The sequence below is a fragment of the Streptomyces sp. NPDC101151 genome, from assembly GCF_044768335.1.
Classification (GTDB): Bacteria; Actinomycetota; Actinomycetes; order Streptomycetales; family Streptomycetaceae; genus Streptomyces.
In genome coordinates, this window is record NZ_JBIWPP010000002.1 from 600,526 (window position 1) to 623,221 (window position 22,696).

The 22,696-nt window shown below is 70.3% G+C and carries 20 protein-coding genes and 2 tRNA genes; 18 read left to right on the forward strand and 4 right to left on the reverse strand.

Going from position 1 to position 22,696, the window contains the following annotated elements:
• Positions 1–208: 208 nt before the first annotated feature.
• From ACIRU3_RS05765 to ACIRU3_RS05775, 3 genes are all read left to right on the forward strand, one after another.
• On the forward strand, positions 209–1,705 hold the full coding sequence (locus tag ACIRU3_RS05765; RefSeq protein WP_404051822.1) for a D-ribitol-5-phosphate cytidylyltransferase: 1,497 nt from the start codon (positions 209–211) through the stop codon (positions 1,703–1,705).
• 165 nt (positions 1,706–1,870) lie between these two features.
• Positions 1,871–3,991: a hypothetical protein gene (locus tag ACIRU3_RS05770; protein WP_404051825.1), complete on the forward strand. Its 2,121-nt coding sequence runs from the start codon at positions 1,871–1,873 to the stop codon at positions 3,989–3,991.
• A gap of 316 nt (positions 3,992–4,307) precedes the next feature.
• A complete protein-coding gene (locus ACIRU3_RS05775) occupies positions 4,308–5,522 on the forward strand; it encodes a glycosyltransferase family 2 protein (protein ID WP_404051828.1) in 1,215 nt (404 codons plus the stop codon).
• Positions 5,523–5,544: 22 nt separating this feature from the next.
• Here ACIRU3_RS05775 and ACIRU3_RS05780 read toward each other — a convergent pair whose 3' ends face one another.
• Entirely contained in the window at positions 5,545–6,990 is a 1,446-nt protein-coding gene (locus ACIRU3_RS05780; RefSeq protein WP_404051830.1) for a polysaccharide pyruvyl transferase family protein, read from the reverse strand.
• 185 nt (positions 6,991–7,175) lie between these two features.
• Here ACIRU3_RS05780 and proB point away from each other — a divergent pair, with 185 nt between their 5' ends.
• The 5 genes from proB to ACIRU3_RS05805 all read left to right on the forward strand — a co-directional run bounded on the left by proB (position 7,176) and on the right by ACIRU3_RS05805 (position 12,098).
• A complete protein-coding gene (gene proB / locus ACIRU3_RS05785; protein WP_404051915.1) occupies positions 7,176–8,282 on the forward strand; it encodes a glutamate 5-kinase in 1,107 nt (368 codons plus the stop codon).
• Between the two features lie 161 nt (positions 8,283–8,443).
• On the forward strand, positions 8,444–8,878 hold the full coding sequence (locus ACIRU3_RS05790; protein WP_404051833.1) for a hypothetical protein: 435 nt from the start codon (positions 8,444–8,446) through the stop codon (positions 8,876–8,878).
• Between the two features lie 115 nt (positions 8,879–8,993).
• Entirely contained in the window at positions 8,994–10,280 is a 1,287-nt protein-coding gene (locus ACIRU3_RS05795; protein ID WP_404051835.1) for a glutamate-5-semialdehyde dehydrogenase, read from the forward strand.
• A gap of 58 nt (positions 10,281–10,338) precedes the next feature.
• Positions 10,339–10,938, forward strand: coding sequence for a hypothetical protein (locus tag ACIRU3_RS05800; protein WP_404051837.1), 600 nt, complete (start codon positions 10,339–10,341; stop codon positions 10,936–10,938).
• Positions 10,939–11,027: 89 nt separating this feature from the next.
• Positions 11,028–12,098: a hypothetical protein gene (locus ACIRU3_RS05805; RefSeq protein ID WP_404051840.1), complete on the forward strand. Its 1,071-nt coding sequence runs from the start codon at positions 11,028–11,030 to the stop codon at positions 12,096–12,098.
• A gap of 293 nt (positions 12,099–12,391) precedes the next feature.
• Here ACIRU3_RS05805 and ACIRU3_RS05810 read toward each other — a convergent pair whose 3' ends face one another.
• A complete protein-coding gene (locus ACIRU3_RS05810) occupies positions 12,392–13,486 on the reverse strand; it encodes a M48 family metallopeptidase (protein ID WP_404051842.1) in 1,095 nt (364 codons plus the stop codon).
• Between the two features lie 104 nt (positions 13,487–13,590).
• Between ACIRU3_RS05810 and ACIRU3_RS05815 the strand changes: the two genes are divergently transcribed.
• The 7 genes from ACIRU3_RS05815 to ACIRU3_RS05845 all read left to right on the forward strand — a co-directional run bounded on the left by ACIRU3_RS05815 (position 13,591) and on the right by ACIRU3_RS05845 (position 17,962).
• The gene (locus ACIRU3_RS05815) at positions 13,591–13,755 is read left to right on the forward strand and encodes a hypothetical protein (protein ID WP_404051844.1); all 165 of its coding nucleotides are present in this window, start codon (positions 13,591–13,593) and stop codon (positions 13,753–13,755) included.
• A 143-nt stretch (positions 13,756–13,898) separates the two neighbouring features.
• On the forward strand, positions 13,899–14,063 hold the full coding sequence (locus tag ACIRU3_RS05820; protein WP_404051846.1) for a hypothetical protein: 165 nt from the start codon (positions 13,899–13,901) through the stop codon (positions 14,061–14,063).
• Positions 14,064–14,119: 56 nt separating this feature from the next.
• Positions 14,120–14,848 carry a nicotinate-nucleotide adenylyltransferase gene (gene nadD, locus ACIRU3_RS05825; protein ID WP_404051849.1) on the forward strand — a complete coding sequence of 243 codons (729 nt, stop codon included), beginning with the start codon at positions 14,120–14,122 and terminating at the stop codon, positions 14,846–14,848.
• Between the two features lie 16 nt (positions 14,849–14,864).
• Positions 14,865–16,601, forward strand: coding sequence for an LCP family protein (locus ACIRU3_RS05830; RefSeq protein ID WP_404051851.1), 1,737 nt, complete (start codon positions 14,865–14,867; stop codon positions 16,599–16,601).
• A gap of 102 nt (positions 16,602–16,703) precedes the next feature.
• Complete coding sequence (rsfS, locus tag ACIRU3_RS05835; RefSeq protein WP_404051853.1) at positions 16,704–17,147, forward strand: ribosome silencing factor; 444 nt, start codon at positions 16,704–16,706, stop codon at positions 17,145–17,147.
• Positions 17,147–17,815 carry a histidine phosphatase family protein gene (locus ACIRU3_RS05840; protein WP_404051856.1) on the forward strand — a complete coding sequence of 223 codons (669 nt, stop codon included), beginning with the start codon at positions 17,147–17,149 and terminating at the stop codon, positions 17,813–17,815. The genes rsfS and ACIRU3_RS05840 overlap by 1 nt, the downstream gene beginning before the upstream one ends.
• A 74-nt stretch (positions 17,816–17,889) precedes the next feature.
• Positions 17,890–17,962, forward strand: a tRNA-Ala gene (locus ACIRU3_RS05845).
• A 76-nt stretch (positions 17,963–18,038) separates the two neighbouring features.
• Here ACIRU3_RS05845 and ACIRU3_RS05850 read toward each other — a convergent pair.
• The gene (locus tag ACIRU3_RS05850) at positions 18,039–18,926 is read right to left on the reverse strand and encodes a helix-turn-helix transcriptional regulator (RefSeq protein WP_404051859.1); all 888 of its coding nucleotides are present in this window, start codon (positions 18,924–18,926) and stop codon (positions 18,039–18,041) included.
• A 378-nt stretch (positions 18,927–19,304) separates the two neighbouring features.
• On the opposite strand from ACIRU3_RS05850, the gene ACIRU3_RS05855 reads away from it, so the two are divergent.
• Positions 19,305–20,651 carry an MFS transporter gene (locus tag ACIRU3_RS05855; protein WP_404051861.1) on the forward strand — a complete coding sequence of 449 codons (1,347 nt, stop codon included), beginning with the start codon at positions 19,305–19,307 and terminating at the stop codon, positions 20,649–20,651.
• A 245-nt stretch (positions 20,652–20,896) separates the two neighbouring features.
• Positions 20,897–21,130: a hypothetical protein gene (locus ACIRU3_RS05860; RefSeq protein ID WP_006136074.1), complete on the forward strand. Its 234-nt coding sequence runs from the start codon at positions 20,897–20,899 to the stop codon at positions 21,128–21,130.
• Here ACIRU3_RS05860 and ACIRU3_RS05865 read toward each other — a convergent pair.
• Positions 21,109–22,344 carry a glycosyltransferase 87 family protein gene (locus ACIRU3_RS05865; protein WP_404051863.1) on the reverse strand — a complete coding sequence of 412 codons (1,236 nt, stop codon included), beginning with the start codon at positions 22,342–22,344 and terminating at the stop codon, positions 21,109–21,111. The genes ACIRU3_RS05860 and ACIRU3_RS05865 overlap by 22 nt on opposite strands.
• Positions 22,345–22,471: 127 nt before the next feature.
• On the opposite strand from ACIRU3_RS05865, the gene ACIRU3_RS05870 reads away from it, so the two are divergent.
• A tRNA-Ala gene (locus ACIRU3_RS05870) sits at positions 22,472–22,544 on the forward strand.
• The last annotated feature ends 152 nt before the right edge of the window (positions 22,545–22,696 follow it).

Genomic DNA, 22,696 nt, shown 5'->3' on the forward strand with positions numbered 1-22,696 from the left:
CATCTGCCGAACGACACGGCTGAACGACATTTGTGGACTTACTCACAGCAATTCCACGGGGGTTCACGGCGCCGGCGCCCAACACCAGGTCTGCAAGGTGAATGACAGGTTGCGCGCACATATGCATAGGACGTCACTCACCTTGCACTGCGGTTACCCGAAGTGGGACCATTTCCAGGTTCCCTGTCGCCCCAAGGTAGGTCAGCCTGTGTCACAGCACATAGCCAAGCCCCGAACCACCGCAGTGATCCTGGCCGGTGGCACCGGTCAGCGGGTGGGTCTGTCGATCCCCAAGCAGCTGCTGAAGATCGCCGGCAAGGCAGTCATCGAGCACACCCTGACCACCTTCGAGAACGCCGACTCGATCGACGACGTCATCGTGCTGATGGCGCAGGGTTACGTGCCGGACGTCGAGAAGATCGTCGCCAAGGCCGGCTTCCAGAAGGTCAAGAAGATCATCGAGGGCGGCTCGACCCGTAACGAGACCACCGAGCGCGCCATCTCGGCCCTCGGCGAGGGCCTGGCCGAGGGCGAGGACCTCAACGTCCTCTTCCACGACGCCGTACGCCCCCTGCTCTCGCGGCGCGTCATCGACGACTGCGTGACCGCGCTTGAGCGCTACCAGGCCGTCGACGTCGCCATCCCGTCCGCCGACACGATCATCGTCACGCGCACGCACGGCGAGGACGGCGAGTTCATCACCGAGATCCCGGACCGCTCCCGGCTGCGCCGCGGCCAGACCCCGCAGGCCTTCAAGCTGTCCACGGTCCGCCGCGCCTACGAGGTCGCCGCCGGTGATCCCAACTTCCAGGCCACGGACGACTGCTCCGTCGTGCTCAAGTACCTGCCGGACGTGCCGATCCACGTCGTCGCGGGTGACGAGTACAACATGAAGGTGACCCAGCCGGTCGACGTCTTCATCGCCGACAAGCTCTTCCAGCTCGCCTCCACCGCCGCCCCCGAGCAGGTCGGCGAGGACGCCTACCGCGAGCTGCTCACCGGCAAGACGGTCGTGATCTTCGGCGGCTCCTACGGCATCGGCAAGGACATCGCCGAACTGGCCGAGTCCTACGGCGCGAGCGTCTACGCGCTGGGCCGCTCCACCACCGGCACCCATGTGGAGAACCCGGAGGAGGTCGACGACGCGCTGTCCAAGGCGTACGCGGAGACCGGCCGGATCGACTACGTCGTCAACACCGCGGGCGTGCTGCGCATCGGCAAGCTCGCCGAGACCGACAACGCCACCATCGAGGAGGCGCTGAAGGTCAACTACCTGGCCCCGGTGCAGATCGCCCGCTCCTCCTACAAGTACCTGGTGGAGAGCAAGGGCCAGCTGCTGCTGTACACCTCCAGCAGCTACACCCGCGGCCGCGCCGAGTACAGCCTCTACTCCTCGACCAAGGCCGCCATGGTGAACCTCACCCAGGCGCTGTCCGACGAGTGGGCCGGCGAGGGCATCCGCGTCAACTGCATCAACCCGGAGCGCACCGCCACCCCGATGCGCACCAAGGCCTTCGGCCAGGAGCCGGCGGGTTCGCTGCTGTCCTCCGAGGCCGTGGCCCGTACCTCCCTCGACGTGCTGCTGTCGGAGCTGACCGGTCACGTCATCGACGTCCGTCAGCAGGACCCGACGGCGGGTGCCGCCCTGGCATCCGGTTTCGAGCAGGCGTTGGCGACGGTTCTGGACCGTCAGGACGGCGTGTAATAATCGGGGTAATTAGCGTTCAGGAATTCAGGCCTCTGCGGGTGCTCGTTCAACGGGTATTCACAGAGGCCTGAGTCCGTACACCTCGCGAATTACCGATTACCCGCACAGCCCTCGGCATTTCTGAACAAAACCGGCACTCCCCCTCCCAGAGCAGGTTTCTTCGTGATATCCACCGCTATTCGCGTCGCCCGGGTGGGCAGCGCGGCCGAGCTGGCCGCGGCGGCCCTCATGATCCTGGGCTTCCCGGCGCTCATGCTGGCCGCGCTCGTCCCGAGCATCCCCGCGTTCGTGGCCGCGGCCGCCGTGACGTACCTGGCGGACCACTATCTGCACCGCAAGAGCAGCTACCTGATCAACCGACTGAGCAAGGTCCGGGCGGGTCTGTCGATCCGCTTCCTGATCAGGCAGCTGCTGCTGATCCTGCTGCTGGCCCGGCTCTCCCACGCGGACGACCTGATCTTCTACGGCACGGTTGCGTGCTTCATCGCCTTCTACGGCCTCCAGGCCCCGCACGGTGCCCTGGTCACCCTCATCCGCAACCGCCGCCGGATGCCGGTCGCCACCCGCAACGTCGACCTGAAGTCCCGCATCCGCATCCCGGACGCCCCGCCGCGCCGCCTGTTGCACCGCTCCGCGGAGAAGATGCTCCACCTCGACCTCTTCGCGGTCGTCGGCATCCTCGTCTCGGCCATCGTGGACACCTCGGCGGCCGGCTTCGTCGGTGTCGGCATCACCACTGCCCTGGGCTGCGGCTACGTCCTCGCGCTGCTGCCGTACGTACGCGGCCGGAAGATCCCGCCGAAGGCCGACGTCGTCCTCGCCGCCGTCGACGACTGGCTGGGCGTTCACAAGCCGGAGACGGTCCTGTACTTCTCCGGCTCCAAGGACTCCGCCTACCAGGTCAACATGTGGCTGGAGACGATGGAGCGGCTGGAGACCCGGCCGCTGATCATCCTCCGCGAGCGCGCCATCCTGAACAGCCTCGCGCCCACCACGGTCCCCGTCGTCTGCGTGCCCGGAGGGGTGCACCTGATGAACATGGACCTGTCGAACGTGCGCGTCGCCCTCTACGCGGCCAACGTCGGCAAGAACATCCACCTGCTGCGCGTGCCCACCATGAAGCACGTCTTCATCGGTCACGGCGACAGCGACAAGCTGGCCAGCGTCAACCCGTACAGCAAGGTGTACGACGAGGTGTGGACCGCCGGCCGCGCGGGCCGCGACCGCTACGCCATCGCCGACGTCGGTGTCCGCGACGACGACATCGTGGAGGTCGGCCGCCCGCAGCTGGCCCCCATCCAGAGCTGGCAGGGCGTGCCGGACGGTCGCATCCCGACCGTGCTGTACGCGCCCACCTGGGAGGGCTGGGACGGCAACCCCGGCAACACCTCGATCGTGCTCGCCGGCGAGAACATCGTGACCGAGCTGGTGAAGGCCGACCCGCCGGTCCGTGTCCTGTACAAGCCGCACCCCTTCACCGGCACCGTCAGCGCCGAGGCCGGTGCCGCCCACCGGCGCATCACCGCCCTGGTCGAGAAGGCGGCCGCCGAGCGCACCGCCGACTCCCGCTTCACCGCCGACGCGGCCGCCCAGAGCCCGGCCGGGGCCGAGCTGACCCGTATCGAGGCCCGCCTCGCCGAGCTGGCCGGCGCCGGCGGCGCCAAGGGCGACGAGGCCGAGGCCACGCGCGACGGCGTCGTCGACGTCACGAAGCACGAGGAGGTCGCCCGGCTGCGCGCCGAGTGGAACGACGCCTACTGGCGCTCCTTCCCCTCGTACGAGCACCGCGTCATCACGGGCGCCGAGCCGCGTCTGTACGACTGCTTCAACGTCTCGGACGCAATGGTCTCCGACATCTCCTCCGTGGTCTCCGACTTCATCGCGAGCGGCAAGCCGTACGCAGTGACCGACTCGGCCGAGCTGGGCGTGGAGGAGTTCAAGCGGCAGAACACGGCCGTGCGCGCCGCGACGATCCTGTCCAACGGCGTCTCCGAACTGGGCGGCCTGCTGGACGCCGTGCGCGACCCGTCCGCGGACCCGCTGGCGGAGGACCGCAAGGAGCTGAAGCGCTACCTTCTCGGCCCGGACGAGCCGACGTCCATCGACCAGTTCAACACCGCGGTCGCCGACCTGGCCCGCAAGGCCGAGGCGCGCAATGTCGGCCAGGAGTCCCGGCTGGGCGCCGCGGGCGAGGGCCCCGTGGAGACGGCCGGGCTGACCATCGCGGTGCCGGGTCAGCGGGTGGCGTCCGCCGGTGACACGGACGGCGTCAGCGCGGGCTGACCCCTTCGCGACAGAGCCGGCCCCCGACCCCGGGGGCCGGCTCTTTTGCGTTTCCTCCCCGCTTCTCGTCCCTCGTTCGGGTTCTTACGGACCCTCTTACCGACACCGCTGGCCGAGGGTGAGCAACTCTTACCGAGCGTGCGTACTGTCGGATGTCAACCACCGCGGCCATGTCGCCGCGCCACCTTGTGACGTACGCCACTCATCACCCGCTGTGAGGCAACCGCTTCCATCGCGTGGCCGTCTAACAAGTTGCGAATAAGGCGATACGGGGGAAATGTTCCGTTGACCAGCGGGAAAGTGACAAGGGGGAAACGTGACCGTCGTGGCGCAGCCTGATGTGAGCGTGATCATCGGGGCGTACGAGGCGATGCCGTACCTGGTCGAGTGCCTGGCATCCGTCGAGGCACAGACCATCGACCCGGCGCGTATGGAGATCATCGCGGTGGACGACGGCTCGACGGACGGCACCGGGGAGTACCTGGAGGAGTTCGCGGACCGCGTCCCCATGCCGGTCACCGTCATCCGGCAGGAGAACTCCGGCGGCCCCAGCGGCCCGCGCAACGTCGGCCTCGGCAAGGCGGCCGGACGCTACGTCTTCTTCCTGGACGCCGACGACCGGCTCGGGCCCGAGGCCCTGGAGCGCATGGTCGCCATGGCCGACAAGAACGGCACCGACGTCGTCCTCGGCCGCGTCGAGGGCATCAACCGCACCCCGCCGAAGTCCATGTGGGGCAAGACCCTCGACCGGACCGACGTCTTCTCCTCCAACATCAAGTTCACGCTCAGCGCGCAGAAGCTCTTCCGGCGCGAACTGCTGAGCAGACACGGCATGCGGTTCGACGAGTCCCTGTGGACCGGCGAGGACGCGCTCTTCACCATGGAGGCGTACCTGCGGGCGAACGGCGTCTCCGTGGTCGCCGACTACACCTGCTACTACCTGGTCGGCCGCGAGGACGGCAAGCACGTCACGAAGAGCGGCAGCTACACGCTGCGCTTCGACTCCGCGCGGGCGCTGATGAAGCTGATCGCCGACATGGTCCCGGCCGGGCCCAAGCGCGACACCCTGATGATCCGGCCCTTCCTCATCACCCTGCTGCCGCAGTTCGGGCCCAAGTTCCTCACGGACGACGAAGAGGTCCGCCGCCACAAGTTCGAGCTGGCCAAGCCGCTGATGGACGCCTACTGGACGCCCGAGGCGGCCCGCCGCCTCAAGGTCCACGAGCGTCTGCGACTGCACCTGGTGGCCGTGCAGCGGCCCGAACCCCTGCTGGACGTCGTGAAGTTCGTCAAGGCGAAGAAGCAGGCCGCCGCCGTCCTGGAGAAGCGCGGCACCCGCGTCTACCTCGTCTACCCGCACTTCCGGTCCAAGGCCGCCGGTGTCCCCGACTGGATCTACCTCGCCGAACCCCGCGAGGCCCGGGCCTTCGAGGGCTACCGGGAGGCCGCCGCCAACTCCTTCCTGCGCCGGGCGCTCAGGAAGATCCGGCGGATGCTGCCGAGCGGAGGGTTCGGAGCGGCGGCGGCCTGAGGGTCCCCGGCCGGGCGGGGAGTTACTCCTTGCCCGACTGCAGTGCCCGTCGCAGTGGCCTGCCCACCACGCGGCGGGCGCGCCGGTAGACGGAGGCGGCGGGCGCGGGGACCAGGGCCTTGACCTGCCTCGCCCGTGCCAGCTCCCGCCTCAACTGGTTGTTGTCCTGGGTCAGTTCGCCGACCCGGGTGTGCAGCCAGCCGAACCGGCTGCTGAGCGAGGCGAGGTCGGTGTCGTTCCAGGGGCGCACGCCCGGCGGGAACGACAGCGAGCCCATCTTCTTCTCGAAGGCCGTGCCGCCGTCGCCGTGCGTGAAGGTGTTCTGCAGTCCGTTCTTGTCCAGGAACCCGACGAACCGGTCGAAGCGCTCCCGGTGGTTGCCGACCAGCCCGCCGAAATCGGCCTGCTCGTACAGCCGAGCCGGGTCGGCCGCCTCCGGGTCCTTGGCGACCTTGTCCAGCCGCTGGTGCGGGATCTCGAAGTAGCGGCACAGCTCCAGCGTGCGCGAGTCGCCGCACAGCACGGTCGCGGGTGTCCCCGCGAGCAGGGCGGCGATGTTGCCGTGGATGCGCGAACCGAAGGAGAAGTCGAAGGGGCGCAGCTCGTCGATCCAGGTGACCGGATCGACGTACACCCGCACCTTGTCCTCCCGGTACATCGGGTGGTCCGGGTGCGTGGGCAGCGCGGTCACCCCGGAGTTCGGGTCGCTGAGGTCCCGCCAGTGCAGCTGCCGTGCGTCGCTCAGGTTCTGGCCGATGAAGCGCAGGTTCGGGTAGCGGTCGTGGGTGCGGGTGATGATCCGGCCGAGGCCCTGCTTCTTCACCGCGCTGTGCGAACCGTTGATCGCGATGCGCGACTCCGCCGTCAGCCCGGGCACCCGCTTGCGCACGTCGAGTTCGCTGCCGTACATGAACAGCGACGGGCAGCCGATCACTTCCACGTCCCGGAAGCCCATGTCCCGCAGGTACTGCTCGGTGAACTCGCCCCGCACCCCGATCGAGGCGCTGCGCTCCAGCACCGCCGAGCAGAACTCGCGCACCGTCGGCTCGATCTGACCCAGCCGCGCCGGGTCGTAGCTCACCCCGGTCTGCGCGCCGACGCCGAGCACCACGACCGGGATCCGCAGCCGCTGGATGAGCCGGGTCAGCCGCTTCAGCGCGGGCTCGAAGGACGGCCGGAAAGCGTTGGCGAGCGGGACGACGAAGGCGTCGTACTCCGCGTTGATGCGCGCGGCCGCGGCCACCTCGGTCCGTCCACCGTTCGAGACGACCTCGGTTCCCGGGACTTCCAGAATCTTGTGCGCCGCGTCCTGGAAGATCAGGTTGCCGGCGTTGGTGGCGATGACGTCCTGGTGGAGGGCCTCTTCCACGGTGTAGACGTCGTAGGGACTCTTGCCCGAGCGGAGGAGAATGCGCTTCGTATGGTGAACGGTAGGTGACACAATGGTCAACTTAAGTTTGTCAGACATTTAATTTCTATAGGCAACCGGTACAACCTTTTTGCCGTGCGCGAATTGTGAGCAAACGACTACGTTGCGCCCGTCCGGAGACTGGACCGGTGCGCACCGCCTGGCCCCGTTCGCGTAGATTGCCGCACAGGCAGCCGGAACCGGGCGAGGGGACAGCAGGCAAGGTGGCAAGGGCAAGGCAGGCCGTGGGCGAGGCCCGCAGGATCGTCGTCAAGGTGGGTTCCTCGTCGCTGACCACCGCCGCGGGCGGCCTGGACGCCGACCGCGTCGACGCACTGGTCGACGTGCTCGCCAAGAGCCGCAGCGGGGGAGAGAAGGAGATCGTGCTGGTCTCCTCCGGAGCCATCGCCGCGGGCCTCGCTCCGCTGGGCCTGCGCCGCCGCCCCAGGGACCTGGCCCGCCAGCAGGCCGCCGCCAGCGTCGGCCAGGGCCTGCTCGTCGCCCGCTACACCGCCTCCTTCGCCCGCTACGGCGTCCGCGTCGGCCAGGTCCTGCTCACCTCCGACGACATGAGCCGCCGCGCCCACCACCGCAACGCCTCCCGCACCCTGGACAAGCTGCTCGCGATGGGCGCTTTCCCGATCGTCAACGAGAACGACACCGTCGCCACCGACGAGATCCGCTTCGGCGACAACGACCGCCTCGCCGCCCTCGTCGCCCATCTCGTCCACGCCGACCTGCTGGTGCTCCTCTCCGACATCGACGGCGTCTACGACGGCGACCCCAGCAAGCCCGGCACCTCGCGGATAGCGGAGGTGCGGGGGCCGGCCGATCTCGAAGGCATCGAGATCGGCAGCGCGGGCAAGGCCGGCGTCGGCACCGGCGGCATGGTCACCAAGGTCGAGGCCGCCCGGATCGCGGCGGCCGCGGGCATCCCCGTGGTACTGACCAGCGCCGTGCACGCGGCGGAGGCGCTCGGCGGCGGCGACACCGGCACCTACTTCCACCCCAGCGGCAAGCGTTCCGCCGACCGGCTGCTGTGGCTCCAGCACGCCTCCACCCCGCAGGGCTCTCTCACCCTGGACGACGGCGCCGTCCGCGCGGTCGTCGAGCGGCGCACGTCGCTGCTGCCCGCCGGCATCGCCGCCGTGGAGGGCGAGTTCAGCGCCGGCGACCCCGTGGAGCTGCGTGACGGCACCGGACGCCCGGTGGCCCGCGGGCTCGTCAACTTCGACGCCAAGGAGATCCCCCAGCTGATCGGGCGTTCGACCCGGGAGCTGGCGCGCGAGCTGGGCCCGGCGTACGAACGCGAGGTCGTACACAGGGACGACCTGGTGCTCCTGCACTCGTAACACGTGTTAAAACCGCTCGTAAAACGGGGCGTAAGGAACGCCCCCGGTGGGGGACGTTCCGTAAAACCGCCCCACGGAGCCGTGCGGCCTGCTCAACTTTGTCTTGGGGGCATGTTGAAGGGACACGTTCCGTCAAGGGGCCATGCGTGAAGGAGGCCGTCGTGAGACGAGTGCGCCCTGGGGCGGCGTCCCGCGGTGCTCTGACGAGCGTCGCGGCCGGGGACACCTACGAGGACTACGAGGAGCCCAAGGACTCGCCCCGCCTGTGGCACGTCACTCTCAGCGTCTCCGGGCAGAAGGTCCCGCTGCCGGACCTGCGGCGCGCCCTGGAACAGCTCGCCCACGACCACCCCTTCCTGCTGACCAGCAGATACGCGAGCGACCACGCGGAGATCCGCTACTGGGAGGAAGCCCGCGACCTGCACGACGCGGCCGCCGTCGCCCTGCGCCTGTGGGGCGAGCACCGGCAGACCGCCGGGCTGCCGGCCTGGGAGATCGTCGGCCTGGAGGTCATCGACCGCGAGACGTACCACCAGCGCATCGCCGAGGGATACGGGCCCGCCCCCGCGACACCCGTAGGGGTGCACCCGTTCTGACCAGGATGCCCCGCGGGGGCTCGCGGATTCCCACCCGGGGGCGTGTCCCTTTTGACCCGTCTCGCGGTGTGGGACGACAGCTGAACCGCCCCGCGCCGCGCACTACCCTTCCCTCATGACCACGCTCTCGCCGTACGACGCCATGTCCCCGGTCACCCAGGCCGCCTACCGGGCCAAGGCCGCCGCCGCCGACCTCGCGCCGCTCCCGCGCGCCGTGAAGGACGACGCGCTGCTCGCCATCGCCGACGCCCTGGAGGTCCGGACCAGCGAGATCGTCGAGGCCAACGCCAAGGACGTGGCCAAGGCGCGGGAGAACGGCACCAGCGAGGCCATCGTCGACCGGCTCACCCTCACCCCCGAGCGGGTCCGTGCCATTGCCGCCGACGTCCGCGACGTCGCGAAGCTGCCCGACCCGGTCGGCGAGGTCGTCCGCGGCTCCACCCTCCCCAACGGCATCGACCTGCGCCAGGTCCGCGTCCCGCTCGGCGTGGTCGGCATCATCTACGAGGCCCGCCCGAACGTCACCGTCGACGCCGCCGCCCTCTGTCTGAAGTCCGGCAACGCCGTCCTGCTGCGCGGCTCCGCCTCCGCCTACGAGTCCAACAGCGCCCTCGTCCGGGTGATCCGGGACGCCGTCGGCGGCGCCGGGCTGCCCGCCGACGCCGTCCAGCTGGTGCCCGGCGAGAGTCGCGAGTCCGTGCGCGAGCTGATGCGCGCCCGGGGACTCGTCGACGTGCTCATCCCGCGCGGCGGCGCTTCCCTGATCCAGACCGTGGTCAGCGAGTCCACCGTCCCCGTCATCGAGACCGGCACCGGCAACTGCCACGTCTACGTCGACGCCAACGCCGACATCGACATGGCGATCGAGATCCTGATCAACTCCAAGGCCCAGCGGGTCAGCGTCTGCAACGCCGCCGAGACCCTCCTGGTCCACCAGGACATCGCCCCCGAGTTCCTGCCGCGTGCCCTGGACGCCCTCGCCGGGGCCGGGGTGACCGTGCACGCAGACGAACGCGTGCTGGCCTACGCCAAGGACTCCAAGGCCACCGTGGTCGAGGCGACCCCGGAGGACTGGGAGACCGAGTACCTGTCGTACGACATCGCCGCCGCCGTCGTCGACTCGCTGGACAAGGCCGTCGAGCACATCCGGCTGTGGACCTCCGGCCACACCGAGGCGATCGTCACCACCTCCCAGCAGGCGGCCCGCCGCTTCACCCAGCTGGTCGACTCCACCACCGTCGCCGTGAACGCCTCCACCCGCTTCACCGACGGCGGCCAGTTCGGTTTCGGCGCGGAGATCGGCATCTCCACCCAGAAGCTGCACGCCCGCGGTCCGATGGGCCTGCCCGAGCTGACCAGCACGAAGTACATCGTCACCGGCGACGGGCACGTGCGCCGCTGACCGATCTGACGGAAAGGCGTCTCAGCAGGCGGATGAATTTCCATACCGTCTGCCCAAATTGACCCCCCAGGTCTACTCTGGATCCGTGCCGGAGGACGTGGGGGGCACGCCGTTCCCTGACGGCTGGGAGCCCGACGACGACCACGACCACGGGGTGTCGGACGAAGAGTTCGCCTCCGTGGTCTTCGACGAGGCCTTCGTGCAGGCGGCCGTGGTGCACGAGCCGACCGCCGTCGAACGCCTCCTGGCCGCCGCGCAGGCCAGAGCCGAGGCCTCCGAGGCAGAAGCCCGCCGAGCCCGCGCCAGGGGTGAGCGCTACGACGACGGGTACGGCCCCGAGGGGACCGATTTCGGTCATGGTCGGGACGACGACGAACTCCACGACACTTACGTCCTCGGCGAGCACCACGGCGCCTTCGGGTCCTACGGCAAGCAGATCCGCTGGCACCGGCCCGTCGCCTGGGTGCTCGCCCTCGTGATGGGCATCGGCATGGTCGCGCTGGCCTTCGCCGCGGTCTACCGGGGCGCCTCCTCGAGCACCCGCGACCGGGTGCCGTCACCCGCCTCCACCGGCCTTGAGCAGGGCGCTGCCTCGCCCCCCTCCGCCTCCGCCGACTCCTCACCGCCGGCGGTCTCGGCGATCCCGCGATCCCCCTGAACGCCCGCGCACGCCCGTGGTGAGAACCTGTCAGAAGTTGTCGTGTAGCAGGGCGTTTACCCGAGGCCCACGAGACCTACTCTGAAAGTATGGGCGGGCCTGGAGACCCACCGGAGGGGACACCCGAGGGCGGCCCCGGCGGTGCAGAGGACGAGTACCGATCCGTCGTGTTCGACGAATCGTTCGTGCGGGCTGCCCGGCTCCAGGAGTACTCGGCGCAGGAGCGCATGGCCGACCACGCGCCCGCCGTACGCCGGCGCCCACCCCTGCACCGGGGACTGAAGCGACAGGTGCTGATCCTCGCCCTGCTGATCGCCATCGCCTTCGGCACCGCGATCTACATGGGCGTCCGCCACTCCTACAGCACCCCGCAGGCCCGGCGCTCCGCCGAGGCCCTGCGGATGAACGTCATCCCGCTCGCCCCGCAGGGCAAGGTGCCCGGCGCCGCCGACGCCGAGTCCCTGTACGCGCACAGCCCCGCCGCCCAGTTCGAGGTCGGCGCCGCCGGGATCCCGTTGCCGGCCACCCGCAGCACCGCGCACTTCTCCGACAGCCAGGTCACGGCCGCCCTGAGCATCGCCCGGAACTACCTCGTCCGCTCCTCGCTCGACCCCGACGTGCTCACGGCCCGCCAGGTCCGGCCGGCCCGCGCCCTCCTCGATTCCGACCAGCTCGACCAGTTCGACGAGAGCTTCGACCATCCGGCGGCGGACGGCCACCACGCGCCCACCGGCTGGCTGGTCCGCTTCGACCCCTCCCGTGCGGTACTGGCCGACGACCGGATCCGCGTCCAGGGCACCCTGCAGGCCGGCGAGGCCGACCCGGCCACGCTGGAGGTCAACGCCGACACGATCTTCGTCTACGCGCTGCGTCCGACCGGCGCCGCCGCCGACGCCCCCGTGTCCCTGTTCACGGTCCGCCGCGAGCTGACCTTCCGCTTCGACCGCGACGACCTGCGCGTGGGACAGATCCAGCTGGCGACCTCCTACGCCCAGGCCGGCCCGCTGTCCTGCGCGGAGGACGCCACCTCCTACCTCCGCCCGCTCCTGTCCGGCCAGACCGCCAGGTCGGGCGGCCCGGCAGGTACCGACCCCTTCGCCTCGGACAGCGCGACCGCCCTGTGCGGGACGCTGGCCGCTGCGGCTCAGCCGAAGGTGTGAGCCCGGGGAAGCAGCGGGACGGCCAGTAGCGGGACTGCCGGCAGCGGGACAGCCAGTAGTGGGACCGCCGGCAGCGGGACGGGCACCAGCCGGGGCGGTCGGCCGCGGGCTGGGCCGACGCAGGGAGCGGGCCGGGGTGCGTTGTCGGATGCGGGTGGACGGCGTGGCGGCTGGTCGCGCCCGAGCAGCACAGCCGCATGCTGATGCGAGGGCGGCAGGGCGGCAGGGCGGCAGGGCGGCAGGGCGGCAGGGCGGCAGGGCCGCATGTCGATGCGGCCCCGCGCGCCGTGCGGCTACTCCTCGTCCCGCGGCGGCGTGTCCTGCGGCCCGTCCTTCGGGGGAGCGGAGCCCTTGAAGCCGTCGAAGCCGCGGCGGACCCGGCCGCCCAGGTCGCCGGCGCCGCCCGCGAGGTCCGTGACCAGCTTCATCAGCGGATCCTTGGAGGTCTTCACATCGCTCGCGTAGCTCGCGGCGGACTCGCGGAACGAGTCGCTGACCGAGGTGTCCTTGTCCTCGCTGCGCCGCGGGTAGTGGCCGTCCATCAGCCGCTGGTAGTCCCGGGACTCGGCCCACTTCTTCAGCTCGGCCGCCCGGATGGTGGCGAAGGGGTGCGAGCGCGGCAGCACGTTCAGGATCTTCAGCACGGAGTCGCGCAGATCGCCCCCGGACTCGTACTCCTCGGCCTGCTCCAGGAAGGCGTCCACGTTCATCTCGTGCAGATGGTTGCCGCCGGCCATCTTCATCAGTCCGCGCATGGAGGCCTGCAGGTCCTGCCCCACCAGCAGCCCGGCCCGGTCCGCGGACAGCTCCGACTTGCGGAACCACTCCCGCAGCGCGGTCACGATCGCCATGACCGCGAGGTTGCCCAGCGGGATCCAGGCGACCTTCAGCGCCAGGGTCGTCAGGAACAGCAGGATCGTGCGGTACACCGAGTGCCCGGACAGGGCGTGCCCCACCTCGTGCCCGACGACCGCCCGCATCTCCTCCTCGTCGAGCAGCTCGACCAGCCCCGTGGTGACCACGATGACCGGCTCGTCCAGCCCGATGCACATCGCGTTCGGCTGCGGGTCCTGGGTGACGTACATCGGCGGGACCTTCTCCAGGTCCAGGATGTAGCAGGCGTCCAGCAGCATGTCGTGCAGATGCGAGAACTGCCGCTCGGAGACGCGCACCGAGTCGGACAGGAACAGCAGCCTGAGGCTCCGCTCCGGAAGCAGTCCGCTGAGCGCCTTGAACACGGTGTCGAAGCCACTCAGCTTCCGCAGCGCCACGAGGGCCGACCGGTCGGCCGGATGCTCGTACGCACGCGAGGAGATCCCCGGGAAGCGCCTGCGCTGCCTGCTCGGCACACGCTCGTGCCCCGTCTGCTCGCGGCCGTCGTCGGACATGTCATCCCCCATGTACTAGTGGGTGCCTCACTGTGCCCCCGAGGCAGGGGCCAGCCTAGGCGGAGATACCGTGGACGGGCAGTACAGCCAAAGGAGTCCACGTCATGGAGCACCACCCCGCAGCCGCCTGGCTGACCGAGGCCGCCACGAGCGCCGTCCAGCAGCATGGGTCGGGATATCTGCTCCGTGTCGTCCTGATCGTGATGGTCCTTGGCTGCGCACTGACCGCATGGTTCCTGCTCCGCGGCTACAAGCGGAAGGACGACTGACGGGACGCGAAAGTTCCCTCAGGACGGTCAACCGGTGCCGCGCGCCCGCCCCAACGGCGGAGTCGGCGTGATCGGCGCCGGGCCGCCCGCTTACGATGAGCCCACGTCTTTATCCCGCCCACACGCGATAGGTCCTGCCGAAGATGAGCTTCCACAGCACCGCTGCCCAGTTGGTCACCCTCGCCGCCGAGGGCGAGGAGCGCGGCGGCCACCACAACAGCCTGAACCCGGCCATCACCGGCGGCAGCGCACTGGTCATCCTGCTGCTCCTCCTGTGGATCACCACGCGCTTCAACCGCGACCGCTGACCCGGACCCCGTCCCCCGCCAGGGCCCCTCAGGCCGGGCCGGTAGGGTCTGCACGCATGGGAGAGCAGGACATGCCTACCGGTCCGGCGAACGACACGGCCGCCCACGCGGCCGACGGCGCCGCCAGGAACGCCGACACGGCGGCAGGCACGGTGAAGACCCCGGCATACGGGCCGGGCAGCGGCCCCGCCCACGCGGGCAAGCGCCGCCTCGGCGTCATGGGCGGAACCTTCGACCCGATCCACCACGGGCACCTCGTGGCGGCCAGCGAGGTCGCGGCACAGTTCCAGCTGGACGAGGTGGTCTTCGTGCCCACCGGCCAGCCGTGGCAGAAGTCCCACCGCAAGGTCTCCCCGGCCGAGGACCGCTACCTGATGACGGTCATCGCGACCGCCGAGAACCCGCAGTTCTCCGTCAGCCGCATCGACATCGACCGTGGCGGCCCCACCTACACCGTGGACACCCTGCGCGACCTGCGGGCCCTCAACCCGGACACCGACCTGTTCTTCATCACCGGCGCGGACGCCCTCGCCCAGCTGCTGACCTGGCGCGACACGGAGGAGCTGATCTCCCTCGCGCACTTCATCGGCGTGACCCGCCCCGGCCACCACCTGACCGACCCCGGCCTGCCGGAAGGCGGCGTCTCGCTCGTCGAGGTGCCGGCGCTCGCCATCTCCTCCACGGACTGCCGTGCGAGAGTCGCCAAGGGCGAGCCCATCTGGTACATGGTGCCGGACGGAGTCGTGCGCTACATCGACAAGCGCGAGCTGTACCGCGGCGAGTGAGCCGAGAGGGGCACCGGTGAACGACCGATACGACGCGGGTGACGCCGGCCACGGCGCCGCCCCGTACGAACTCGTCGGCTACGACGAGTACGGGCAGCCCATGTACCGGCAGATCCCGGCACAGCAGGCCCCGCAGCAGTCCTACGACCCGTACGCCCAGCAGGGCTACGGATACGACCCGTACGCCACCGGCGGCCGGCAACAGCCGACGCAGTCCTACGACGCGTACGACACCGGTCAACAGCCGCCCGTCGCACCCGCCTACGACGCGTACGGCTCCCAGGCCCCGTACGACCCGTACGGAGCCGGCACCCAGAACGCCGCTGCCCCGTACGACCCCTACGGGCAGGCGGCGACCAGCGGACAGCAGCCCCGGGTCGCCGAACAGACCGCGTACATCCCGCAGCAGGCCGGCCCCGCCGACCGCTCGCAGGCCCCGCAGGACCCCGAGGAACACTCGGCCTCGCATGAACGGGACTACCACACCGAGCAGTTCGCCTTCGTGGAGGAGCCGAACGGCGACTCCCAGGACGTCATCGACTGGCTCAAGTTCACCGAGAACCGCACCGAGCGCCGCGAGGAGGCCCGCCGCCGCGCCCGCAGCCGGATCGTCGCCCTCCTCGTCGTCCTCGCCCTCGTCGCCGTCGGCGGCGTCGGCTACCTCTGGTACGCCGGGAAACTTCCCGGCCTGTCCTCCTCCGGCTCCAAGACGGGCACGGCGACGGCGGTGGGCGCCCAGAAACGCGACGTGATCGTCGTCCACCTGCACAACACCGGCAAGAGCGGCACCTCCACGGCGCTGCTGGTCGACAACACCACCACCAAGCAGGGCACGACCGTCCTGCTGCCCAATTCGCTCGCGCTGAGCGGCGACGACGGATCCGCCACGACCCTCGCCAGGTCGGTCGACGGCGACGGCGCCTCCGGCACCCGCGACCAGCTCGACACCGTCCTCGGCACCGACATTCAGGGCACCTGGCGCCTGGACACCCCCTACCTGCAGAACCTCGTCGACCTGGTCGGCAACATCGACATCGACACCAACGCCGACGTCCCCGACCCCGACGCCAAGAAGAAGGGCGCCTCGCCGCTGGTCCACCAGGGCAAGGCCCAGACCCTCAGCGGCAAGATGGCCGTCGCCTACGCCACCTACCGCGCCGCCGGCGAGGCCCCGAACGCCCAGCTGGAGCGCTTCGGGCAGGTCATGCAGGGCGTGCTGCGCAAGGTCTCCTCCGATGCGACGGGCGCCACGACCACCGTGCAGACCCTCGCGCAGATCCTGGACCCGCCGCTGACCGACAAGGACCTCGGCGCCTTCCTCGCCAAGCTGGCCGACCTCGCCAAGGGCGGCGACTACAGGACGGCCCTGCTGCCCGTGCAGTCCGACGGCACGCTGAGCGCCAAGACCAGCGACAGCGTGGTGAAGGACATCCTCGGCGGCACCGCCAAGAGCCCCGACGCGGGCTCAGCGGTCCGGGTCTCCGTCCAGAACGCCACCGGTGTGAAGGACGACGTCGAGAAGGCCCGCGTGGTCCTCCTCAACGGCGGCTTCACCTTCCGCGAGGGCGGTACCGCGTCCGGCACCCAGGCCACCTCCAAGGTGCTCTACGCCGATGCCGCCGACAAGGCGAACGCCACCGAGGTCGCCAAGACCCTGGGCCTGCCCGCCGGCTCCGTGGCCAAGGGCACCGTCTCCTCCGGAGCCGATGTCTCGGTCGTCCTCGGCAGCGACTACAAGCCCGCATCCTCCTGATGGCGGCCGGGGCACCCCGCGTGATGCGGTCATCACGTGGGGTGCGCCAGGCGGTCCGTGAGACCCTTGATGTCAAGTGTCCCCTTGACGGAAAGCCATGTAGTGACCGCCACTGATCGTTCCCTTGAGCTCATCAACACCGCCGCCCAGGCGGCGGCCGACAAGCTCGCCCACGACGTCATCGCCTACGACGTCAGCGACGTCCTGTCGATCACGGACGCATTCCTCCTGGCCTCCGCGCCGAACGACCGCCAGGTCAGGGCCATCGTCGACGAGATCGAGGAGCGCCTGCTGAAGGAACTCGGCGCCAAGCCGGTGCGCCGCGAGGGCGACCGTGAGTCCCGCTGGATCCTGCTCGACTACGTCGACATCGTCGTCCACGTCCAGCACAGCGAGGAGCGGGTCTTCTACGCCCTGGAGCGGCTGTGGAAGGACTGCCCCGAGCTCGAGCTGCCGGCCGACGCCAAGGCCACCCGCGGCAAGGCCGAGGAGCACACCAAGCTGCAGGCCGCGGAGGCCGCCGACGAGCCGGGCGGGGAGTGGTGATGAGCGCCACGGGCGAGGTGAGCGACCGCAGGGGCCGGGGTCGCCGCATCATCCTGTGGCGCCACGGCCAGACCGCGTGGAACGTGGAGCGCCGCTTCCAGGGCACCACGGACGTCGAGCTGACCGAGACCGGCATCGGTCAGGCTCGCCGCGCCGCCCGCCTGCTCGCCTCCCTGGGACCCGACACGATCGTCTCCTCGGACCTGCAGCGTGCCGCGAACACGGCCGCCGAGCTGGCCGCCCTCACCGGGCTCGACATCATCCGCGAGGAGGGCCTGCGAGAGACCTACGCGGGCGTCTGGCAGGGGCTGACGCACGAGGAGATCATCGACCGCTACGGCGAGCAGTACGCCGCCTGGAAGCGCGGTGAGGCGGTCCGCCGCGGCGGCGGCGAACTGGAGACCGAGGTTGCCGACCGCGCCGCCCCCGTCGTGCTGCGGCACGCCGAGAAGCTGCCCGAGGACGGCACCCTCGTGGTGGTCAGCCACGGCGGCACCATCCGCACCACCATCGGCCGTCTTCTCGGCCTGGACTCCCGGGACTGGGAGAGCCTCGGCGGTCTGTCCAACTGCTGCTGGTCCGTGCTCGGCGAGGGCGCCCGCGGCTGGCGCCTGCTGGAGCACAACGCGGGCACCCTCCCCGAGCCCGTCCTCGGTGACGACGACTGACCCCGGATTTCACTTTCTGGCAGGTCGCAGGCTAAAGTTCTTCTTGTTCGCCCCGCCGAGCGGGAAGAACACAAGGGGCTATAGCTCAGTTGGTAGAGCGCCTGCATGGCATGCAGGAGGTCAGGAGTTCAATTCTCCTTAGCTCCACGGATCGGCACTCTGTTGAGTTGTCAAAGATCGGTGATGAGAATCCCGTCCCTCAGGGGGCGGGATTTTCTGCGTTCTATCGGCGGACGAACTCGGCACCCTCCCCGTCGGCCGGCGGCCACAGCCGCTCTCTCTGCTCCCTCAGCAATGCGAGCTTCGTACGCGAGTCTTCGTCCTCCGGCGTGTAGACCACGATCCGGCACTCGGGCATCCCGTCGACGGACAGCGACTGCGAGGTCATCCGCATCTCGCCCACCCGCTGGTGACGGAACGTCTTCACCCGCGGCCCCGGCGGTGTCACCTCCCCGCTCTCCCACAGCTTCGCGAAGCCGGGGCTCGCAGCCGACAGCCCGCGTATGTACTCCTCCCAGGCCGGCTCGCCCACGTGTCTGCCGTAGGCCGACCGCAGCGTCGCCACCATCACCGGCAGCTCGCTCTCCCGGTGCACCAGCGGACAGGTCTCTTCCGGCACCGTGAACAGCGTCCACAGCACGTTCGGCACACCGATCCGGACGGTCTCGGGCACCACGAACAGGTCGCGGTAGGCCGGGTTGGTGGCCAGGACGTCGTACCGCGCGTTGTAGACCACCGCGAGCAGGGGACTGAGGGCGTCGATGATGCCCCGCACCTCCGGGCCGACCCGGCGGGTCAGATCCTGCGGTGCCGGGTCGAAGGGCACCTCCGCCAGCCGGTACAGGTGCTCGCGCTCCGCCGGGTCCAGCCGCAGTGTCCGTGCGACCGCGTCAAGCACCTGCGGCGAGGCGTTGATCGGCCGGCCCTGCTCCAGCCATGTGTACCAGGTCACTCCCACGCCCGAGAGCTGGGCGACCTCCTCCCGCCGCAGCCCCGGCGTACGCCGCCGCAGCCCCGGCGGCATCCCCACGTCGGCCGGTGTCACCCTGGCCCGCCTGCTGCGCAGAAAGCCGGCCAGCTCCGGCCTCCGGCGCTGTGTCGTCGTCCCCATCGTCGATCCCCCGTTCCCCGTCGTCCCGTCCCCATCGTCTGCATCCGGCCCGGGCGCTGCCAGGTGCTGCCGGTACCAGCATCGGAGGGCACTCGGCACCCGTACCGATACGTCGTCAGGCTCGACGCCATGACGACGACACCTCGAACCGGGCCGAGTCCAGCGCCCGCTCCGAACCCTGCGATCAGTGAAGCACTCGCCACTGACAGTGAACAAGAGGCCACCGACAGTGAAGCGGCTGCCACTGGCAGTGCATCTGCCGACGTCGGCGGTGCACCTTCTGTCGCCGAAGGTGCGTCTTCCGCCACTCACAGTGAAACACCCGCCACTGACAACCGGCCCCGGCTGCTGCTCGCGGTCCTGCTCACCGCCTTGTTCATGGCGGCCCTCGACGTCTTCATCGTGAACGTCGCCGCCCCCACCATCGGTTCCGATCTCCATGCCTCGGGCGCCGACCTGCAACTGGTGGTCGCCGGCTACGCCATCACCTACTCCGTGCTGCTGATCACCGGTGCCCGGCTCGGCGACCGGCTCGGCCACGGCCGGGTCCACGTCGCCGGACTCGCCCTGTTCACCGCAGCCTCGTTCGCCTGCGGTCTGGCGCAGGGGTCGGCCGAGCTGATCGTCTTCCGACTGGTGCAGGGCGCCGGCGCGGCGCTGATGATCCCGCAGGTGCTCAGTCTGATCCAGCGCACCTTCACCGGCGAGGCCCGGGCCCGGGCGCTCGGTGCCTACTCGGCGGTCCTCGCCGTCGGCGCCGCCGCAGGGCAGGTCGTGGGCGGCGTGCTGGTCAGCGCCGACCTGTTCGGCACCGGCTGGCGGCCGGTGTTCCTGGTCAACGTGCCGGTGGGCGTGCTCCTGCTGGTGCTGGGCAGGCGGGTCCTGCCGCTGGGCCGCAAAGCCGAGCCCGAGCAGACACGTGCCCTTGATCTTCCCGGACTCGTCCTGCTGGGCGCGGCCGTGTCGCTGCTGACCGTGCCGCTGGTGCTCGGGCAGGAGGAGGACTGGCCGCTGTGGTCCTGGCTGTCGCTGGCCGCCGCCGTGGCTCTGTTCGCCGTCTTCTGCGGTTATGAATCCCGGCTGGCCAGGCGCGGCGGCGCCCCGCTGATCGCACCGAGGGTCCTGCGTCACCCCGGCATCGGCCTGGCCGTGTTCCGCATCCTCGCCGTCATGTCGGTCAACGCCGGCTTCCTCTTCGCGCTGACCCTGCACGTCCAGGGCGGTCTCGGCTACAGCGCCCTGCGGGCCGGTCTGAGTTTCGCGCCGACCGCGGTCGTCTTCGGCGCGGTCGGTCTGACCTGGCGTAAGTGGCCCGCCGCCTGGCAGCGGGCGCTCACCCCGGCCGGGTTCGGCCTCACGGCCGTGTCTGCGGCGGTGGTGGGCCTGGCCTTCCGCGGCGGCGGCGACGGGGGAGTGGTGCTGTACGCCGGATACGCCGGTACAGGGGTCGGGCTCGCGCTCGCCTTCAGTCCGACCCTCACGCGCGCGCTGGCCACCGTGCGGCCCGAGGACGCGGCGGACGCCGCCGGACTGCTCGCGACGGTCGTCCAGCTCGGTCAGCTGATCGGGGTGGCCGCATTCGGCACACTGTTCCTGAACCGGCTTGAGTCACTTGGGGTCCTGCGGGCGTATACCTCGGCGGAGGCGTTCTCGGTGTGCGCGTGGGCACTGGCCGGAACGGCCGCAATGGGGGCCGTGTCCGGACTGGTACTGAGGCGTCGCTGACCGTATTGCTCCGGCCGTGGCAGAATCAAACGGCCGGAAGGGGGCGTGGCCCGACGGGAGGAGTAGCGATGCCTGCGAGCATCCTTGGGGAGGTCGGCCACCTCCTCGGTGCAGCGTTGATACGGGATACGACCACCCGGCTCAGCTGCCCTTCCTGCGGTTCCGCGCGCGTGGCCCAAGTTCTCGGCGACAATGGCGGAATCTCCTACGTGTGCACGGCCTGCGGCCACAGCTGGAGCTGATCGATGGGTGCACACAGGCGAAAGTGCGACTGGTGCGGGAGCGGTACGCCGATCGTCCGTGACATGGAACCGATCAATCCCGATTACCAGTACTGGTGCGAGGAATGCGCGCGGGCGCTGATCATAAAAGGCGACCCGATCGAGACCTACCGCGAGCTGGAGGGCGAGCCGATCTACGGCCGTCTGCTCGAGGAGCACTGCACGCTCAAGAGGTTCTACTCCTTCGTCACGGCTTGACGCGCGTCGGACCGGGGCCGGGGTTTCGGCAACGATGTCGGGGTCAGTGCGAGGAACAGCGCGCCGGCCCCCGCGTAGAGGGCCGACAGCGTCAACTGGGCACCCGTCTGGTGCAGTTCGGGCCGTCCGGTGCCGTGCGGCACCCACCACGGGACGTACGAGCAGAAGACCAGCGCCGTGCCCAGGGCGGCCGACCGGTGTCCGCGCGTCCACAGCAGCAGCACCAGGGGCACGCACCACACCCAGTGGTGCGTCCACGACACCGGGCTGATCAGCAGTGCCGTGACCGCGCAGGCGCACACCGCCCAGGGCCGCATCCCCCGTAGCTCGGCGACCACTGCCACCGCGAGCCCCAGGGCGGCCACCGCGGCCGCGACGGCGACCCAGAGGGCTCCCGGGTCGGGCGTGTGCAGCAGACGGGCCAGAACGCCGCGCAGGGCCTGGTTGGCGGTGGCCTCGGCGTGTCCGACCCGGTCCGTGCGGAACACGATGTCCGTCCAGAACCGCCACGAGTCGTACGGCAGGACGGCCGCCGCGAGCAGCGTCGCGCCGGCGAACGCGGCGGTCGCCCCGCGTGCGTGCCGCAGCCAGGGGCCGCCGTCCCCGCCTCTGAGGCGAGCCACGACACCCGTGGTGAGCAGGAACACCGGGAACAGCGCGGGCGTCAGTTTGACCGCCGCGGCGAGTCCGAGCCCCGCCCCGGCCCAGCGGACGTACGCGCCGGCGGGGCGACGGGACAGATCCCACAGCACCAGGGCGGCCAGCAGCAGGTTGACCTGGCCGTAGCGCAGGGTCGTCCACACCGGCTCGCACCACACGGCCAGCGCCGCGACCCACCAGGTGGTCTCCGCGCGCGCGTGGCCGACGAGTTTCAGCGACAGCCGTACGAGCACCACGAGGAGGGCGAGATTCCCGGCCGTCGCCAGGGTGCGCAGGGTCCCGGTGTCCGGCAGGGTCAGCGCGGTGAACAGCAGGGCCGCGAACGGCGGGTAGGTGGTGGGCAGGTGTGTGGCGGTCGCCCGCAGTGCGTACAGATCGCCTCCGGCGCGGACGGTTGCCCCCTCCGCCCGGTACACCATCACGTCGACCATCGACACGTGCGCGGCCTGCTGGGCCAGCCAGAATGCCGTGAACGACACCAGGCACGCGCCCACGGCGACCGGCACCCGGCGCCTGGCTCCGGAGAACGCGATCAGGGTCACGAAAGCAGACATTAGCTCCCGTATAGGAGCAGAGCGGAAACCGATTTGGTACTGCACCCCGAGGACCGTGTAATGTTGGCGTCGCCGCCGGGGAAGCCGGGCGACACGGTCAACAAGCGGCTCGGCCGCGTGGCCACAAGGGGCTATAGCTCAGTTGGTAGAGCGCCTGCATGGCATGCAGGAGGTCAGGAGTTCAATTCTCCTTAGCTCCACACAAATCGAAGGCGGACCATCCGAACGGATGGTCCGCCTTCGGCGTGTTCGACGATGTGGCGGCGCCGTCGTGGAGTGCGCCGTGGGGGGGGGGGGGGCCCGCCGGGGGGGGGGGGGGGGGGGCGGGGGCCCCCCCCCCCGCCGGGCGGGC

Coding starts and splice junctions, on each gene's coding strand:
- ACIRU3_RS05840 (WP_404051856.1), top strand. CDS start 17,147: ATGAGCGCCACGGGCGAGGTGAGCGACCGCAGGGGCCGGGGTCGCCGC.
- ACIRU3_RS05815 (WP_404051844.1), top strand. CDS start 13,591: ATGGAGCACCACCCCGCAGCCGCCTGGCTGACCGAGGCCGCCACGAGC.
- ACIRU3_RS05820 (WP_404051846.1), top strand. CDS start 13,899: ATGAGCTTCCACAGCACCGCTGCCCAGTTGGTCACCCTCGCCGCCGAG.
- ACIRU3_RS05805 (WP_404051840.1), top strand. CDS start 11,028: ATGGGCGGGCCTGGAGACCCACCGGAGGGGACACCCGAGGGCGGCCCC.
- ACIRU3_RS05865 (WP_404051863.1), bottom strand. CDS start 22,344: ATGTCTGCTTTCGTGACCCTGATCGCGTTCTCCGGAGCCAGGCGCCGG.
- nadD (WP_404051849.1), top strand. CDS start 14,120: ATGGGAGAGCAGGACATGCCTACCGGTCCGGCGAACGACACGGCCGCC.
- ACIRU3_RS05860 (WP_006136074.1), top strand. CDS start 20,897: ATGGGTGCACACAGGCGAAAGTGCGACTGGTGCGGGAGCGGTACGCCG.
- ACIRU3_RS05795 (WP_404051835.1), top strand. CDS start 8,994: ATGACCACGCTCTCGCCGTACGACGCCATGTCCCCGGTCACCCAGGCC.
- ACIRU3_RS05850 (WP_404051859.1), bottom strand. CDS start 18,926: ATGGGGACGACGACACAGCGCCGGAGGCCGGAGCTGGCCGGCTTTCTG.
- ACIRU3_RS05810 (WP_404051842.1), bottom strand. CDS start 13,486: ATGTCCGACGACGGCCGCGAGCAGACGGGGCACGAGCGTGTGCCGAGC.
- ACIRU3_RS05855 (WP_404051861.1), top strand. CDS start 19,305: ATGGCGGCCCTCGACGTCTTCATCGTGAACGTCGCCGCCCCCACCATC.
- ACIRU3_RS05780 (WP_404051830.1), bottom strand. CDS start 6,990: ATGTCTGACAAACTTAAGTTGACCATTGTGTCACCTACCGTTCACCAT.